The organism is Sphingomonas panacis, from assembly GCF_001717955.1.
Lineage (GTDB): Bacteria > Pseudomonadota > Alphaproteobacteria > Sphingomonadales > Sphingomonadaceae > Sphingomonas > Sphingomonas panacis.
The window spans coordinates 3,684,077-3,699,561 of the sequence record NZ_CP014168.1; the positions used below are offsets into that span (position 1 = coordinate 3,684,077).

Below are 15,485 nucleotides of genomic sequence, written 5' to 3' on the forward strand. Positions count from 1 at the left end.
GGTCGGCTTCGCGGGATCACCCCTCCCTTACGCGTCGAGCCTCGCGTTCCAGAGCAATCTGGTCATCGTAGAAGCGCACCAATTCTGGGACATCGATCGGCTGGTCCGCCAGCCGGCCTTGGAAGAACAACGCGGGCGCGGCGTCGAGCGCGACGCGGGTGCCGGTGAAGCGATCGAGGAAGCGCAGCCAGAAGAACGGCAGGGTCGCGATATGCCCCGCCTTGCTGCTGCGTAAGAGGGATTGCGCGAGCGCCCGCAGCGCGAGCAGCACGCCGGTGCCGAGCCCCGAGGCGCTGCCGAGCGCAAGCACGTCGAAGTGTCGGAACATCCAGCGCAGCCCGCTCGGGGTCCAGCGCGAATAATCATAGGCGCCTTCGCAGACCGACCAGAGATACGCCGTCGTCACGAACACCTGACCGGCCGGACGCAGCACGCGGCGGATTTCGCTGACGACCTGGATCGGATCGACCGTCAGTTCGAGCACCGCCTGAATCCAGACCGCGTCGACACTGGCGTCCTTGAGCGGAATGCGATGCGCGTCGGCCAGGAACGTGATGTTGGGAGAGGCGTAGATGTCGAACGCCACCACCCCGACCTTTTCCGATTCGTACAGCGGCTCGGCCCGGCTGCCGATCGCGCCCCCGCCGATGATGAGAACGAGCGGCTGTTTGCGCGGCGAGCGTTCGAGTTCGGCGATGACCGCGCGCGCGAAATGCCGGGCGATGGGGTTGATGCCGTAGACGATCCGCCCGAACCACCAGCGGAGCCGGTCGCGCTTCCAGACGCTTGCGCCGCCGGTGGCGAGCATCGTTTCACGGTCCAGAACGCTGCTGCCGAATTCGATCAGCACATTCTGCCCGGCGACCTGATCGAACGGTGTAGCCCGGCAATCCGCCGATGTGCATTTCGTCGGGCCACCGTCGGCCGGTACGTCGAGGCTGGCGCCGCACGCCGGGCAGGCGAGAAGATCCGCGATCGGGGCCAGCTTCGTGATCAGCATGAAACGCCCCCTACCCCGCCGTGGCTGAGACCGCCACTATCGGCGATCACGAACATCAACGCGCGGTCTTGCGCTCGATCAGCGAGATCAGCGCCCGAACATTGGTGAGCTTCTCGATATCGCCCGAACCGATCTTGACGTCGAAGGTATCCTCGACCGCGAGGATGAGGTTGATGTGGCTGAGCGAGGTCCAACGCGCCACATCGGCGGCGGTCATGTCGTCGCGCAGCACCAGATCGTCTTCATCGAAGATGTCGCGAAAGATTCCGGTGAGTTCCTCAACGATCTCGTCGTGCTGCATCGGTCCATCCTTTGGAATCTTCGGTGAAAATATCAGGCATCAACGCGATTGCGCCAGATGATGCGACCGGGAACGCCGAACACGGTGGCGCCGGCTGGCACGTTCCCGGTCACCACCGTGTTGAGCCCGATCGTCGCGCCATCGCCGATCCTGAGCTTGCCGACAATCTTTGCGCCGGGCCGCACCGTGACGTCGTTTCCGATCGTCGGGCAGTCATCGTCGTTCGAATAGCCGATGCTGACCTGCTGGTTGAGCCAGAAGTTGGCGCCGATCCGCTCGACCGCGACCATCGTGGAAAAGCCGTGCTGGATGAAACAGCCCGGGCCGAGATCGGGGATGTCGAGATGAAGGCTGGCCAGCGGCGGCATCATCCAACGATAGGCGCGCGAGAACGGCAGTCGCAGATACACGAGGTTGCGATACTCCCGGAAGAATACCATCAGATGTATGTGCCGATGGAGCAACGCGAAGCCGATCGGCTCCTCATGAAACAGGATCGCGCACCAGCGGCGGATATCGGCGCGGATCGGCGCATCGGACGCGCTGAAGGCGACGATCAGAAGCGTGGGCCATAGTCGAATGAGATTGAGCAGAAGAACAACCTGCTTTGCCGCCGCTTTCATCGGCGCGTCTGCCCGTCGCTCACGCCGAGTTCCCTTGAACATCAACTACGCGGATATTAGACTCGTTGGGTATCGGGTGGTCAAGATCGAAGCGCCAGCGCGTTTCGCCATCGGTTGCCATGCTGGTCTGCACGAATCCCAAGCGCGGGTAATGTTCGCGTACCATGTCGTTCCGGTCCGTCGGCACGTAGCGACCGAGTAATGCGGTCGCGCCCATATGCTTCGCCTCGGCGGCAACTATGGTTAGGCAAGCGGTCTCGACGCCCCGACCAAGCACGCGGCAACTCATCAGCCATGTCTCCAGATCGACCTCGCCGCCGGGCTTGAGCCGGCCGATCACAACCGCGATGACACCATTGTCCCCGAATGTGTCCCGCAGCCGGAACTGCAAGGCGAGAACGTTCGGGTCGGCAATAAGCGCGGCGATCTCCGCGTCGGAGTAACGGCGGGTGGTGAGATTGAACTGATTGGTCTTGTTGACCAACTGGACGATCCGCTGCTGGCCTGCCGTATCGAAGCGTTTCCACTCCAGCACCATCTGGAGGCTTTCCAGATAGCTCGTAATATCGAGTCCGCTGCCGCGTGTTTTCGCGCGGGCGGCGTTGGCCGCGTACAGCGTGGTGCGCTCGCGGTCCTCTTCGGTCAGCGCGAGCGCCTCGAAATAGCCGGCGCGCGCCACGGTCCTCGCGTAGAGCGCTGCATCGTCGGGCAGCTCGGGCACGCGCACCATCGGCAGCGCGCGACGGACGAGATTACGCTCGAACGGATTGTCATCGACGAACACCAGAGCGTCCAGACCGATGCCGATCTCGTCGGCGATGCGGCGCAGGTTGGTCGGCTTGTCGTCCCAATTCGCGACGAAGCTGGTGATGTGCTCGAGACGCAGGATCATGTCTGGGTGACGCTCGAACGCCTCGCGTGCGATGGCCTCGTCGTTCTTCGAACAGACCGCGAGCAGTACCCCGCGCTTCATCAGATCGAGCGCATAGCGTTGCAGCGAGAGATAGGCTTCGCCTTCCGCGCTGCCCTGCCCGAGCACGATTCCGGTCAGTCCATCATCGCCGATGACGCCGCCCCACAATGTGTTGTCGAGGTCCAGCACCAGGCATTTCGCGGCGCGTCCGCGCCGCGCCGCCACCAGTCGCAGCGCGAGTTCCGCATAGTGTTGGGCGGCGGCCGGCGAAACTTCCTGCTTGCCCTTCAGCCACAGGACCGGATCGTGCCAGGCGTCGAGACCGTCGATCGCGACCGCGTCGTCGATCGCAAGCAGGTCGATGCCCTCTTCTCCAGCCGCCGAACGCAGACGCGCGTTCAACGCGGCGACCATGCGCGCCGGTGATCCCGGAAGAGCATGCTCGTTCGACCCCATCAAGGTCCGCATTCGTGGCAGAACGGTTTGCTGAATCACCTGCGCCCCGAACTGCGCGATCAAGGCGCGCCATGCCGAGCGAAGACGATCCATCGTCAGGTCGAGCGCTGCCTCCGGCGTATCGCTGATCTGTTCGCCGACGAGGTGAGTCGCATCGAGCGCGATCAGCACGACCTCGGGCGCGAAGGCGTGCAGGCCGGAGGCGGGATCGGCGATCTCGCGGAGATATTGGCCATAATCTGCGAGATAACAGTCGATCAGGAAACCGTGACGCGCGCCGACGGCGCGCAGCGCCGGCAACAGATGATCGAGCGTCGAGGCGCCGAGCACGGCGAGCCGGAGCGGCGCTAACACGCCCGCATAGCGGGTGGGATCGGCGATCTTACGCAGACGGCGGTCCAGCTTGAAAACTTGTGAGAAGCCGAGCTCATATTGGCCCAAATGCCGGACCTGCTCGGCCAGCACTGCGTCGGACGCGGATTCGTCCGATGTCAGATACGGAATATCCGCGCTGGTCAGAAGCCAATCGAGCCGTGTCCGCATTCTGGTTCCGCGCCTCGTGTTCGGTTCGTCACCCATGTGTCCTGCGCTTTATCCACCGGGCGCGGCAAAGCAAGCGGCCGAAGCCGGCGCGGCGGCCATGATATTGATAAATAGGGTGACCCGCAGTTTCGTAGACTATACGGGTCGAACGGTTCGCCAGACTGCAACGAGGCCCGGATATGCGTAAGTTTAACATATGGGCGGTCCTGCGGATCGTGCTGGGCGTCGTCGTCGTCGTTGTGGCGGGTCTCGCTGCGGTCGTCTGGGCGACTGTACCATCCGCCCCGGAGGGACATATCCGGGTGCCGGCGAAGACGCCGTTCACGAGCGGCCCGTATTTCGCCTATTCGCAACCGTGGGGCGGCGAAATGACGGCGTTGACCAAGCTGTGGGCGCCGCGTGCCGACCACATCATCGTCGATCTCAAGAAATTTCCCAACGACACACAATTCTACTGGCGCTGGCCACCGTTCGGGCCGACCAATGGCCCCGGCGTGTGGGCGTATAGCGCCGTGATGCACGGCAATTACGACGGGGGCGAACCCGATGTCGCGGTGCCGCCCAAGCGCGTGCGCGACATGCGCGCGTTCAGCCAGGCGTTCGCGTGGACCATCGAGAACGGCAACGGCGACGGCAACGTGCTGTCCGAAGTGTATCTGCGCTCGAGCGACACCGACCCGGACGCGAAGGTGCTCGAGATCGGCTGGTTCCTGCATATGCCCCAGTCCTCGCGGACCTGGTTCGAGAATGCGCGGCCGATCGGCGTGTTCGTCGACCCCAAGGGGATGCGCTGGGCGGTGCGGATCGAGGACAAGTTCTGCATGTTCGGACCCGAGCGTGCGCAGGACATTCGCACCGGCACGCTCGACATGCTGGCTGCGCTCGCTTGGCTCCGCGCCAACAAGACGATCACCGGTGACGAGTGGCTATGGGGCATCTCGCTCGGGGTCGAGCCGGTGAAGGGCGTCGGCCACCTCAGCGTGGATCGCTGGAGCGTCGCACGACAGTGATACGCTAGCGGCTCATCTCGCGCACGATATCGAGGATCGCGTCCATGCCTGACGGCGTTTCGATCCACGGCGTGCCGGCAGTCTGATCGGTCAGCAGGCGGGGAAGACGCCGCATAACCGTGTCGACATGCGGAAGGAAGCGGCCGATATCCGCGCACAGGATCTCGCCGGCGGCTTTGGCCATGGCATATTCGGTCATAGACTGCGGGCGGTCAGTGACCGCGACCGATGACGGGTAGAAAACGCGCACACCCTGCCCTCGCCCTGACAGATAGGTGCAGATGCGCGCAAAACCCTCCACGTACACTTCATAAAAGCGCTGAAAGATTGCAGTGTCGAACGCCTCTTCGGTACGAACAAAGATCTTGTTGGTTGCGAAATAATAGAGTTGATCGAAGTCTTGCGCGTCTCGAAGCTGCGATGCCGGATCTTGAAGCGCGTCGTAGTGCAGGATTTCACATCGGCCGCCGCTTCCGACGATATCAGCCTGCACCGCTTCTGCTTCGGCTTGCCCGACTCGATAGGTGATCGTCACGTTGGCGCCACCTGCGGCGAGAGCTTTGGCGGCGAGTTCGCCTAGGCCGCGCGATCCGCCGATGATGAGAACATTCCGCCCTTCGAAATCCGCCATGCCGACGAAGGCGCGCATGTCTTGCGTCGTCGGCTGCGTCACCGGCGGCGAGCGCACGAACGTCCTGACCGTACCCCGAAGACCGCAACCACGGACGGCGATGTCCAGAAGCCGGACATCCGGCCGCGCGCGCTCGACCTTGAAGGCCATGCCGTAGGCAGGCGTCGCAAGCTCGTCAAACGTGACATCGAGACCAGCGAGAATCGAGTGCAATCCGGGTGTTATCATGCCGACGATGGTCGATAGTCCGGCCAGGCCACTGACGGCAGCGTCGCCGATCGTACGCCGCAAGGCGGGAAAGCCCGAGGCGATCGCCAGTACCCGCATGGTGCCCGCGGCTTTGGCAGCCTCTTCGAAGTCGAGCGAGCTTGGTTCCGACGGAATGTCGATCATGTCCGACGAGACTCCGACATCGTCCTCACGAGCCGACCTCGGCCGCTCTTCGTGGCGAAGGTTGAAGACGGCCAGACGCGACCGTGCCGAATATACCTCCAGACGCGTGCCGTTGCGCGTCGTGCTCGCGCGAGCTTCGACCAGATCGCCGACCTCGACGAACTTATCGAAGCGCGCGCTGATCGCGGAGACGGTCTCGACGCCGCCAGCGTTTAGCCAGCATTCGAGCGCCCAGAGCATGGCATGGACGCCATGCACCACCACGACGCCAGCCTGCGTGCGTCGCGCCGCCAACCGATCGAGGTGGAGCGGGTTTCGATCGCCCGAAATTCGCGCGAACACTTCCTGATCCGACATTTCGAAGCGCTTGCGACCGATACACCATGCGTCCGACACCTTCGCCTCCTCGACTGCCCGGCAGTGGCTCTACGCTGCGCCTGTCCGACAATCGAGCGTCGGATCGCATGACCCTATTGGCTCAGCGGGGATTCATCGAACCGCGCGAGCAACGTCGCCACATCATCGTACAGCGCGATGGCGCCGGCATCGCGCAGCACATCGTCCGAAAAGCCACCCGATCGCACCGCGACCGTGCGGATGCCGCATTTGCTCGCCGCCTCGACGTCATAGGGGGTGTCGCCGACCACGATCACCTCGTCCGGGGTCAGCGGCTTCACCTTCGCCAGCGCCGCCGCGAAGATGTCGCCGGCCGGCTTTGACGTCTCGGCATCGTCGATCGTCGTCATCGCGTGCAATGCGTTCTTGATGTCCAGTTGTCCGATGTAATGCTCGACCTCCTTCGCGTCGGCCGAGGAGGCGAGCACGACCTTCCGTCCGCTTTCGTGAACGCGCCGGACCAGCGCCGCCGCGGCGGGAAACGGCTCCACGCCGTCGAGGTGCTCGCCCTTGAACAGCGCGCCGTGTCGCGCCGAGAGGGCTTCGCGCAGATCCTTGCTGGCGTCCGGCAGCAACGCCGGGACCAGGAGATCTCCGCCCTTGCCGATCTGCCCACGGATCGCATCGCGCTCGACATGCAGCCCCCGCTCCTCGAACGCATCATGCCAGGCGGTTACGTGCTGTTCGTTGCTGTCGACGAGCGTTCCATCGACGTCGAAGAATATTGCCTTGATCATAGTATTTTCCTCGGATCGGTCGCGGCGCAACCAGACGAATGCGGCGGTTCCGCCAAGCAACGCGAGACCCGGCCATCCCCGTCCTTTGCGGAGCAGGGACAAGCCGACGGTTGCCGCCACCGTCGCGGTAAGGCCGCCCTTCGGCAGCCCGGCGAAGCCGCCCGCCCGCGCGACGATCCGGCCTGTGACGATAGCGCTTGGCACCGAGGATGCGTTCCGCGACGGCTTTGGCGCGGGCGTGGCCGCTTTGACGCTCCCGATCGGATGGATGTCATCGGCGGTTTGCGCGCCCTCCGCGACGTGATCCGCCACCCATGCGCCGCGCTCGCCGATCGGCGCGTGGGAGTTCGTCGTGTCCCGCGCGGTCTGGTGTTCGAGTTCGGCGTTCAACTCCGCCCCGAACAACAGGATATAGCTCGACAGATACAGCCACGTCAGCGTGATCACGACCGTGCCGAGCGAGCCATAGGTCGCATTGTAATTGCCGAAATTGGCGACGTAGATGCCGAAGCCGATCGTCAACGCCAACCACATCAACGCCGCGAACAGCGACCCCGGCGTGAGCCAGATCCACCGTGCGCGCCGGCGCGACGGGCCATAGCGGTACAAGGTCGCCGCACCGGCTGCGCCCGCGAGCATCAGCAGGCCGTAAACGGCGATCTTCCCGACCGCGATCAGGATGTCAGGCGCGTTTGGGACAAGCGTTTCGAGATAGCCGAGCGTGGTGATCGCCGTCAGCGCCAGCATTGCGACGATGACGGCCATTGTCGTCATTGTCAGCGCCAGCACGTTGACCTGGACGAAGCTGCGCGTCTCCTGCTCCTCATACGCGACGTTGAGCGCGGTGATGATCGCGCCCGCGCCATTGCGCGCGCCGAACAGAGCGAGTGCCAGCGCGATGAGCAGGCCCAGGCCCTTCTTGCCGTCCGAAGTCTTGACGACGTTCATCAATTGCTCGCCGATCAGCGTCGCGACGTCCGCCGGCATCACCGAGGTGAGTTTGGTCATGTCGCGCATCACGGTCGGCGGATCGGCGACGATGCCGTAGACGAGCACGGTCGCGCCGAGCAGCGGGACGAGCGCGAGAAATCCGTAGAACGCGACGCCAGCGGCAATCAGCCCGATATTATCCGAGCCGGTCTCCGCCCAGGTCCGCTGTAAGACCGCGCGCCACGCCGCCAACGGCATATGCCACGGATTGACGGCATCATGCCCTTGCTTGTCCACCTGTTGCCCCGTTTGTCCGCCACCCAGTCGCGAGGGGCATCAGCACAACCGCCGGATGCGGGCTCCGTTCCTGCCGCTCTCGCTCAGTCCGCGCGCCAGGTGACGACGAGCGCATCGCGGTGCGCGGGCGCGCCATCGCGCGTGATGATCGGTGTGACGCCGTGGCGGATGCGACGATCGTCGAGCACAACCGTTTCGCCGGGCGTTCCGAGCGTGAAGCGGCCGAGCGGTGTGCCGTCGTCGGCGCCGATCTCGGTCACGCCTTCGGCGACGTTCTCGCGCGCGATCAGCATGACGAGAACCCAATCGACGCCGTCGCGGTGGAGGCCTTCGGGCGTCGGGCGGCCGAGTTCGGCGGGCGAGGTTTCGATGCGGAACTGGTGGACCTCGCTGTGCCACGGCGCGCCCGCATCGCGGTGATCGAGCGTGTCGAACAGTGGCGTGAAGCGGTCGAAGATCGCGCGCAGGATCGCGCCGTCAGCGACTTCGGGTTCGATCGGATCGAACCAGCGCTGCACGTCGCCGTTGAGCGGGTTGTAGTCGCGGCTCTGGAAATGCGGCTGGTGCGGCTTGCGGTGAAGCGCGCCGGCGCTGGCTTCGAACGTGGCATGACGGCGGCGGCGGTAGCGGCCGCCGTCGGCCATGTAGCGATCAGGGCCGAGACGATCCCAAGATCCGGCGAACAGCGCCCATTCGGACTCGGACCAGCCGAGCAGACCACGCGCCGCCGGTGCGGGCATATGCAGGAACGCGTGTTCGGCAAGAGCGTCGACGATCGGCTGGGTGTCGGGTTCGGTGATCGCCACGGCTTGTCCTTCGGGAAAGATGCGTGCCCGGCCATAGGCCCGCCGCCCCGCGCCCGGAAGGGCGCTATTCGGCCTGTTTGAGATAGGTCAAACACATCCGCCCGAGTTCCGCCTTGAGTTCGGCCCAGTCACGCAGGCTGGCCGATTCGCCGGTCGAGCCGAGACTGAGCTGGCGCGCCAAGGTTGCGAAGATGATGTGGAATGCCGCCTTCGCCTTCTGTTCGTGACGATTGCCGCAAAATTCGGCGCGGTAGCCGAGCATCGCGGCGACGGCGGCTTCTTCCGAGCGGAACGCGCGCTGCTTGCCGGGTTCGGAGACGAGCGGATCGAACGAGGCGCGCTGCATCGACAGGCGCAGCAGCGGTGCGTGCTGGCGAAGTACCTCGGCATAGGATTCGACGTAGCGCGGCATGAACGCGGCCAGATCGGCCGAAGCGGCGACGACCTCGGCCATCATCGTCGCTTCGTCGGCGGCGATGCGTTCGAGTTCATTGGCGATCACCGCGCGGACGAGATTGTCCTTGCTCTCGAAACGCAGATAGATCGAGCCGATCGAAACCTTGCCCCCCTTGCTGACTTCCTGGAGCGTGAACTCCTCGTTACCGCGTTCGAGCATCAATTTCTCGGCGGCGGCGAGCATCCGCCCAAGCGACGCCTTGCTTCGGCCCTGCTGCGGCTGGCGACTGACCGATTCGGGAACGAGCATCGGCTCGGCGGCTTTGGTACTGCGTGGCATGACCGACCTATCGCGTTCTAGAACGATAACGTCAATTCGTTCCAAACAGCGCGCAAAAAAGGCCGGCCGCATGATGCGACCGGCCCGGAAGAGAGATACAGGAAAGAGGATCAGGCGGCGAGCGCGAGGTCCTTGGTGTCCTTGGTGGTCGGCACGAAGGGCAAATAGGAGACGCGCATCCGCACCGCGAATTCGATGCGGTGGTTGCCGGGAGTCAGGCCGCCGGCGCGCAGCACGGTGATCTTCGCCTTCTCGCTGAAATTCCAACGATCGTCATAGACGGTTTCCATCTCGTCGAGCGTGTAGGTCTTGCCGCGCACCGAGAAGCGCACGTCCTCGCGCGCGGCCGGCACGCCGTCGACGCTGACGGCGATGTCCTCGATCATCGAAAGGCCGAGGCCGCGATAATACGGCAGCCGGCCGAGAAAGGCGAAGCCGATCGTCTCGCCGTTCTCGACGACGTTTTCGAACAGCTCGGTGCAGATCATCTTGTTGTCCATCATGATGCTGTTCTCCCTTATGCGGCGACGGATTGGGTGGCGAGGCTGGGCACGGTCGTCTCGCCGAGCAATTTGGCGAGCATCACCTGCTGGCGGCGGACCTGCTCGACCGAATCGGGCTCCCGGAAGTCCTCGATCCAGCGATTGCCTTCATATTCCGAGCAGATGTAGCCGGTGTAGCCGCCCTGCTGGAGCACGCGGACGATCTCGTCATAGGGGATCGACGGCTCGATATATTCCGGCGTCATTTCGTAGAACTTGCCGTGGACGTTGTGGATGCGGTGCATGTACTCAAGCATCCGCTTGGGCTCGAAAGCGGCATTGTGGCGCAGCGTCTCGGCCATCGCGATCGCCGGGCCGACGCCGCCCATCTCGCGGACGTTGAGGATGACGTATTCGGAAAGAACCCGGTCTTCGTAAGCCTTGATGATATAGTCGGCGATGTTGGCCGGCACGCCGACCCGCTTGAACTTCTCGGCCCAGACCGGCGGGAAGTTGAACAGGAACATTCCCATGTCGGGGAGGAAGCCGAGCGCGTCCGATCCGGACTTCTCGAAAGCTTCGGCATGGCGGATGATCCACGGATGATCGAAATGCAGCGGCGCATGCACTTCGATGAGGATCTTGATTCCCTTTTCCTCGGCATAGGGCGCGGCGGCGACCAGCACCTCGGGCGCGATCGAGACGAGCGCGCGGATGTACTTCATGCCGAGCACGGCGCCGAAATCGATGTCTTTCTTCACGCTCGCGACCTGCTCGTCGAACGGCATCGGCCGGTCCTTGTAGCGCTTGTAATCAAGCATGAAGTCATGGCTGACCGGGGTACAATCGTACTTGGCGATCAACTGATGCCATTCGGCGACCTTTGCGTCGTCGATGCCGATCTCGGGCCAGCCCCAGAAGGTCTGCTCGCCGATGATCTCGATTCCGTCCGCGCCGAGTTCGGCGCAGGTGCGGATGCAATCTTCCAGGTTCATCTTGCCCTGGAAGGTCTCGTTCTGGAAACTGTACAGGCTTACGCCGCGCTTGATCGAAGTCACGATACCTCTCCGCTTTCTGCGTCCGAAACGCCGGGTAGTTTGAGTGCGGAGAGTGACGGTGGCGCGCCCTTCGGGCGTGCTCACGGCGTACCGGCTGTGCGGATACGCCCTCTCCTGAGGTCTACGCCTCGATTGGAATTTTCATTCCACTTTTGTATGGTGACGTCAAGGTGGCGGCTTCGCCGAAAGTGGAATTATGGTTTTGTTCTGGCTGACGCGCGGGTCCTTCGACACACCTCGATACGCTCTGCGGGCGATTCGGCGGTTGGTCAGGACGAACGGAGCTGCCGAAGACGCGCAAGCCGGAATGTGACCGGATGGGCGCTACGACAGAGGCTGGGTTGGGGAGATAGCGCGCCGCGGGCAAAGTCCGCGTCGTCGGACGGCGCTTTGGCGCCGCCGGCCGCGCACGCTGCGCAGCTTTGCTGCGTCTTGTGCAGCGTGCGGTAGGAGCCGGGCGACCCGTGGCGAAATCGTTGTGGCTGCTGCCTTCCGGCCCTGACCAAGTTGGCGACGACCACGCCCGCCCGACTCCCGCTGCGCATATGGCGGGGTAAGGCCCGCGGATCAAGAGAGGATCGTGGTTGGGCGCGCCGCCTTGCGGCGCGCCCGTTGATATCGCGGGTTTACCAGCGCACGGTGCGGCAGATGCGGACCTTGCGATGATGACGCCATTCCATCTTGCAGACGCGGCGGTTGTGGTTGCGCCAGCCGGGGCGGCGTTCGTTGTGGCGCACGCTATGCCGCACGACGGTGCGCTCACGCACGACTCGCTCATGGCTCTGCGCGGTGGCGGCGACCGGGGCAAGCGTGGCTACGGCGAGGCACGCCGACAGGATCAGCTTCAACTTCATGGCATTCGCTCCTTTTATGCCTTGAGGGCACGGGAGCGTAATGATCAGCGGCCCTGCATGTTCCGTGATTCGCCCGGAATTGTGACCGTTAGCGCACGTTCGACCTGGATCTGACAGGCGAGCCGGCTGTGTCGCGTCGCCCCGCTGGCGAGATCGAGCAGGTCTTCCTCCGCCTCGCTGGCCGGCGGCAACAGCGCGAAATCCGCCGCGTCGACGATGACGTGGCAGGTCGAGCACGCCATCTGCCCCTCGCACGTGCCTTCGAGCGGCTGGCCCGCGTTCTGCGCGACTTCGAGCAGCCTGTCGCCGGCGGACGCCTGCGCCGTGCTGCGCGTCCCGTTCGCGGCGATGAAGGTAACGGGGATCATGCCGCGATCCGCTGCGCGTGCGCGGCGGCGATGATCCGATTTGTGGCTGCGATCAGTTCGTCCTCCTGTGTATAGCGACCGAAGCCGAGCCGGATGCTCGACCGTGCCTGCACCTCGTTAAGCCCGATCGCGCGCAGCACATGGCTCGACCGGCCCGAGCCGCTCGCGCAGGCGGAGCCGGCGGAGAACGCGATATCCCGCAACTCCGACATCAGCCGGGCGACATCGACGCCCCCGCGCCGCACGTTGAGATTGCCCTTGTAGCGCGGATCGAGAGCGCCATTGAGCGACCAGCCCGCGCCTTCGAACCGCGCCAGCGCGGCGGCGAACAGCCGCGCGACGTGTGCGCCATCTTCGGATTCGCCGCTGCGCGCCAGCCGTGCAGCGACGCCGAAGCCCGCGCAAAGGGCCGGCGACAGCGTGCCCGATCGTCCGCCCGCCTCCTGTCCGCCGCCGTGCAACAGCGGCTCCAATGCGGCGCCGTCGCGCCTCCACAGCGCGCCGACGCCCTTCGGCCCGTGAATCTTGTGCGCCGACACGGCGATCAGGTCGCATGTCGTCGGGATCGGAACCCGGCCAAAGCCCTGCACCGCGTCACACAGCATCGTCGCCCCCGCCGCGTGCGCGAGATCGGCGAGCGCCGCGACCGGCTGGATTACGCCGATCTCGTTGTTGACGAGCATCGCCGCGACGAGGCCGGTGCCGGGCACGATCGCCTCGGCGGCGCGGTCGAGATCGACCAGACCGTCGCCACCGACCGGCAGCACCGTGACCTTGCGCCCCTGCGCCCGCGCGTGTGCGACGGTATCGAGCACCGCCGCATGTTCGGTGGCGAGCGTGACGATGTCGCCGCGCGTGCCCTTGATCGCCCAGTTGAGCGCCTCGGTCGCGCCGCTGGTGAAACTGACGGTGCCACCCGGCGGCAAGAGCGCCGCGACCTGCGCGCGCGCCGCCTCGACCGCGGCTTTCGCCTTGCGGCCGGCGGCGTGGGACGAATGCGGATTGGCGAAATCGTCGCGCAGCCACGGCAGCATGGCTTCATAGGCTTCCGGCGCGAGCGGCGTGGTCGCCTGATAATCGAGATAGATCATGCCGCGAACGCCTGTACGCTGCGGGCGATGCTGCGCCACGCGGCGACGAAACGGTCGATATCCGCCTCGGTGGTGGCGCGGCCGAAGCTGACGCGGATCACCTCGCGCGTAGCCTCCCCGCTCCAGCCCATCGCGGTGAGCACATGGCTCGGCTTCATGCTACCCGACGAACAGGCGCTCCCCGCCGACACCGCGATTCCGGCCATGTCGAAGCGCACCAATTGCGTCGCGGCGGCGAGACCGCGCATCCGGTATGATCCGATCGCCGGGTGGCGGGAGGCGCCTGCCCCGACCACCTCGCCGCCCGAGCGCGCGATCGCATCGTCGAGCTTTTCGCGCAGACCCGCATAGTGCGAGACCGGCTCGGCCACGGCGAGCGCCGCCGCATGGCCCAGCGCACCGGGCAAATTCTCGGTGCCGGCGCGATAGCCGCGCTCCTGCCCGCCGACCGGGGTCAGCGTGGCGAGATCGCGAACCAGCAGCGCGCCGGTGCCGGGCGGGGCGCCGCGCTTGTGCGCGGAGATCGCGATGAAGTCTGCGGTTTCGGCGAGCGCCGGATCGGCACCGGCGGGCATCTGCGCCGCATCCACGAGCAACAGTCCGCCGGCCGCATGGACGATGGCCGCGAGTGCGGCGATCGGCTGACGCACGCCGGTTTCGCTATTCGCCCATTGCACCGCCACCAGCGCGGGCGTGGCCAGCCGTTCGGCGAGTGCGGTCTGGTCGATCAGCCCGTCCGGCGTCACCGGGATGATCGTCGCGTCGGGCGCGGCGCGGATCGCAGCGTCATGCTCGGTCGCGCCGATCAGCAGGCGTGCGCGTGTCGACCGCGTGAGCGCGATCGCCAGCGATTCGCTGGCGCCGCTGGTCAGCAGCGTTTCGCCCCGCCAGCCATAGGCCGCCGCGATCTCGGCCCGCGCCCGTTCCAGCGCGGCGCGCGCGGCGCGGCCCTCGGCGTGCGGCGAGGAGGGGTTGGCCCAGCGCGCCATGCCGTCCGCCACCGCGACCCGCGCCGCGTCCAGCATCGGCGTCGTCGCGGCGTGATCGAGATAGAGGCGGTCGGCCAAATCGGGTTCCGGTTCACAATGATTGCGCCTCGGCGCGGCATGCCTATATAGCGCGCAACTTCCGCGTGTCCGCACGCGCCCCCATTTTTTGTCAGCAGGTTCGATGCCAGAAGTCATTTTTCCCGGCCCCGACGGCCGTCTCGAAGGCCGCTTCTCCCCCGCACCGCGCCCGCGCGCCCCGGTCGCGATGATCCTGCACCCGCATCCCACTGCAGGCGGCACGATGAACAACCGCATTGTGCAGGAGCTCTACAAGACCTTCCAGCGGCGCGGCTTCGCGACGTTGCGGTTCAATTTCCGCGGCGTCGGCAAGAGCCAGGGCACCTTCGACAACGGCGTCGGCGAGCTTTCCGATGCGGCGAGCGCGCTCGACTGGGTGCAGAGCTTCCACCCGGAGGCCTCGACCACGTGGATCGCCGGGTTCAGCTTCGGTGCGTGGATCGGCATGCAATTGCTGATGCGCCGACCGGAGATTCGCGGCTTCATCTCGGTGGCGCCACCGGCGAACATGTACGACTTCACCTTCCTCGCGCCGTGCCCGGCGAGCGGCATCATCATCCAGGGCGAGAATGATGAGGTCTCCCCGCCCGCCGCGACTCAGAAGCTGGTCGACAAGCTGCGCACGCAGAAGCACATCACCATCCACCACGACACGATCCCCAAGGCGAACCACTTCTTCGAGCATGAGATGCCGGAGTTGATGGGGTCCGTGGACAAGTATCTCGATATGCGGCTCGACCCGAACTCACCTATCAGGTGAGCTCGGAGCAGCGGATTAGCGCAGCTAATGCGC

General features: G+C 65.3%; 16 protein-coding genes, 1 other RNA gene and 1 pseudogene. 2 read left to right on the forward strand and 16 right to left on the reverse strand.

Annotated features, from left to right (window positions below; all coding sequences use genetic code 11):
• Positions 1-16: 16 nt before the first annotated feature.
• From J0A91_RS16670 to J0A91_RS16685, 4 genes are read right to left on the reverse strand one after another with little or no spacing between them, the layout of a single operon-like run.
• Positions 17-1,000, reverse strand: a complete 984-nt coding sequence (locus J0A91_RS16670) for a class I SAM-dependent methyltransferase (protein ID WP_083224737.1) — start codon at positions 998-1,000, stop codon at positions 17-19.
• A gap of 55 nt (positions 1,001-1,055) precedes the next feature.
• The gene (locus tag J0A91_RS16675; protein ID WP_069205833.1) at positions 1,056-1,301 is read right to left on the reverse strand and encodes an acyl carrier protein; all 246 of its coding nucleotides are present in this window, start codon (positions 1,299-1,301) and stop codon (positions 1,056-1,058) included.
• Positions 1,302-1,333: 32 nt separating this feature from the next.
• Positions 1,334-1,924 (reverse strand): LbetaH domain-containing protein, encoded by a 591-nt coding sequence (locus J0A91_RS16680; RefSeq protein ID WP_069205834.1) that lies wholly within the window; start codon positions 1,922-1,924, stop codon positions 1,334-1,336.
• A 19-nt stretch (positions 1,925-1,943) separates the two neighbouring features.
• Positions 1,944-3,836 (reverse strand): HAD-IIIC family phosphatase, encoded by a 1,893-nt coding sequence (locus J0A91_RS16685; protein WP_069205835.1) that lies wholly within the window; start codon positions 3,834-3,836, stop codon positions 1,944-1,946.
• Between the two features lie 179 nt (positions 3,837-4,015).
• On the opposite strand from J0A91_RS16685, the gene J0A91_RS16690 reads away from it, so the two are divergent.
• Entirely contained in the window at positions 4,016-4,846 is an 831-nt protein-coding gene (locus J0A91_RS16690; protein WP_069205836.1) for a hypothetical protein, read from the forward strand.
• A 4-nt stretch (positions 4,847-4,850) separates the two neighbouring features.
• Here J0A91_RS16690 and J0A91_RS16695 read toward each other — a convergent pair whose 3' ends face one another.
• The 12 genes and pseudogenes from J0A91_RS16695 to J0A91_RS16745 all read right to left on the reverse strand — a co-directional run bounded on the left by J0A91_RS16695 (position 4,851) and on the right by J0A91_RS16745 (position 14,692).
• Positions 4,851-5,870, reverse strand: coding sequence for an SDR family NAD(P)-dependent oxidoreductase (locus J0A91_RS16695; RefSeq protein ID WP_240502051.1), 1,020 nt, complete (start codon positions 5,868-5,870; stop codon positions 4,851-4,853).
• A gap of 171 nt (positions 5,871-6,041) precedes the next feature.
• Positions 6,042-6,227: pseudogene (locus tag J0A91_RS25245) on the reverse strand (MaoC/PaaZ C-terminal domain-containing protein); the annotation flags it as partial.
• A 113-nt stretch (positions 6,228-6,340) separates the two neighbouring features.
• On the reverse strand, positions 6,341-8,230 hold the full coding sequence (locus J0A91_RS16700; protein ID WP_069205838.1) for a YhjD/YihY/BrkB family envelope integrity protein: 1,890 nt from the start codon (positions 8,228-8,230) through the stop codon (positions 6,341-6,343).
• 83 nt (positions 8,231-8,313) lie between these two features.
• Positions 8,314-8,970 carry a 2OG-Fe dioxygenase family protein gene (locus J0A91_RS16705; RefSeq protein WP_069207426.1) on the reverse strand — a complete coding sequence of 219 codons (657 nt, stop codon included), beginning with the start codon at positions 8,968-8,970 and terminating at the stop codon, positions 8,314-8,316.
• 130 nt (positions 8,971-9,100) lie between these two features.
• Positions 9,101-9,772 carry a TetR/AcrR family transcriptional regulator gene (locus J0A91_RS16710; RefSeq protein WP_069205839.1) on the reverse strand — a complete coding sequence of 224 codons (672 nt, stop codon included), beginning with the start codon at positions 9,770-9,772 and terminating at the stop codon, positions 9,101-9,103.
• 110 nt (positions 9,773-9,882) lie between these two features.
• Positions 9,883-10,275, reverse strand: a complete 393-nt coding sequence (locus J0A91_RS16715; RefSeq protein WP_069205840.1) for a C-glycoside deglycosidase beta subunit domain-containing protein — start codon at positions 10,273-10,275, stop codon at positions 9,883-9,885.
• A gap of 14 nt (positions 10,276-10,289) precedes the next feature.
• Positions 10,290-11,315, reverse strand: coding sequence for a sugar phosphate isomerase/epimerase family protein (locus J0A91_RS16720; protein ID WP_069207427.1), 1,026 nt, complete (start codon positions 11,313-11,315; stop codon positions 10,290-10,292).
• Positions 11,316-11,755: 440 nt separating this feature from the next.
• Positions 11,756-11,850, reverse strand: an RNA gene (ffs, locus tag J0A91_RS16725) — signal recognition particle sRNA small type.
• Between the two features lie 88 nt (positions 11,851-11,938).
• Positions 11,939-12,166, reverse strand: a complete 228-nt coding sequence (locus tag J0A91_RS16730) for a hypothetical protein (protein ID WP_069205841.1) — start codon at positions 12,164-12,166, stop codon at positions 11,939-11,941.
• Positions 12,167-12,210: 44 nt separating this feature from the next.
• Positions 12,211-12,534, reverse strand: coding sequence for a 2Fe-2S iron-sulfur cluster-binding protein (locus J0A91_RS16735; protein ID WP_069205842.1), 324 nt, complete (start codon positions 12,532-12,534; stop codon positions 12,211-12,213).
• Positions 12,531-13,625 carry a cysteine desulfurase family protein gene (locus J0A91_RS16740; RefSeq protein ID WP_069205843.1) on the reverse strand — a complete coding sequence of 365 codons (1,095 nt, stop codon included), beginning with the start codon at positions 13,623-13,625 and terminating at the stop codon, positions 12,531-12,533. The genes J0A91_RS16735 and J0A91_RS16740 overlap by 4 nt, the downstream gene beginning before the upstream one ends.
• Positions 13,622-14,692: a cysteine desulfurase family protein gene (locus tag J0A91_RS16745; RefSeq protein WP_150126950.1), complete on the reverse strand. Its 1,071-nt coding sequence runs from the start codon at positions 14,690-14,692 to the stop codon at positions 13,622-13,624. Before J0A91_RS16745 ends, J0A91_RS16740 begins: the two co-directional genes overlap by 4 nt.
• Positions 14,693-14,795: 103 nt before the next feature.
• Between J0A91_RS16745 and J0A91_RS16750 the strand changes: the two genes are divergently transcribed.
• The gene (locus tag J0A91_RS16750; protein WP_069205844.1) at positions 14,796-15,452 is read left to right on the forward strand and encodes an alpha/beta hydrolase; all 657 of its coding nucleotides are present in this window, start codon (positions 14,796-14,798) and stop codon (positions 15,450-15,452) included.
• Positions 15,453-15,485: the final 33 nt, after the last annotated feature.

Excerpts from the sequence above, each read along its gene's own strand:
- J0A91_RS16670 (WP_083224737.1), bottom strand. The coding sequence starts at position 1,000 with ATGCTGATCACGAAGCTGGCCCCGATCGCGGATCTTCTCGCCTGCCCG.
- J0A91_RS16675 (WP_069205833.1), bottom strand. The coding sequence starts at position 1,301 with ATGCAGCACGACGAGATCGTTGAGGAACTCACCGGAATCTTTCGCGAC.
- J0A91_RS16680 (WP_069205834.1), bottom strand. The coding sequence starts at position 1,924 with ATGAAAGCGGCGGCAAAGCAGGTTGTTCTTCTGCTCAATCTCATTCGA.
- J0A91_RS16685 (WP_069205835.1), bottom strand. The coding sequence starts at position 3,836 with ATGCGGACACGGCTCGATTGGCTTCTGACCAGCGCGGATATTCCGTAT.
- J0A91_RS16690 (WP_069205836.1), top strand. The coding sequence starts at position 4,016 with ATGCGTAAGTTTAACATATGGGCGGTCCTGCGGATCGTGCTGGGCGTC.
- J0A91_RS16695 (WP_240502051.1), bottom strand. The coding sequence starts at position 5,870 with ATGATCGACATTCCGTCGGAACCAAGCTCGCTCGACTTCGAAGAGGCT.
- J0A91_RS16705 (WP_069207426.1), bottom strand. The coding sequence starts at position 8,970 with ATGCCCGCACCGGCGGCGCGTGGTCTGCTCGGCTGGTCCGAGTCCGAA.
- J0A91_RS16710 (WP_069205839.1), bottom strand. The coding sequence starts at position 9,772 with ATGCCACGCAGTACCAAAGCCGCCGAGCCGATGCTCGTTCCCGAATCG.
- J0A91_RS16715 (WP_069205840.1), bottom strand. The coding sequence starts at position 10,275 with ATGATGGACAACAAGATGATCTGCACCGAGCTGTTCGAAAACGTCGTC.
- J0A91_RS16730 (WP_069205841.1), bottom strand. The coding sequence starts at position 12,166 with ATGAAGTTGAAGCTGATCCTGTCGGCGTGCCTCGCCGTAGCCACGCTT.
- J0A91_RS16735 (WP_069205842.1), bottom strand. The coding sequence starts at position 12,534 with ATGATCCCCGTTACCTTCATCGCCGCGAACGGGACGCGCAGCACGGCG.
- J0A91_RS16740 (WP_069205843.1), bottom strand. The coding sequence starts at position 13,625 with ATGATCTATCTCGATTATCAGGCGACCACGCCGCTCGCGCCGGAAGCC.
- J0A91_RS16750 (WP_069205844.1), top strand. The coding sequence starts at position 14,796 with ATGCCAGAAGTCATTTTTCCCGGCCCCGACGGCCGTCTCGAAGGCCGC.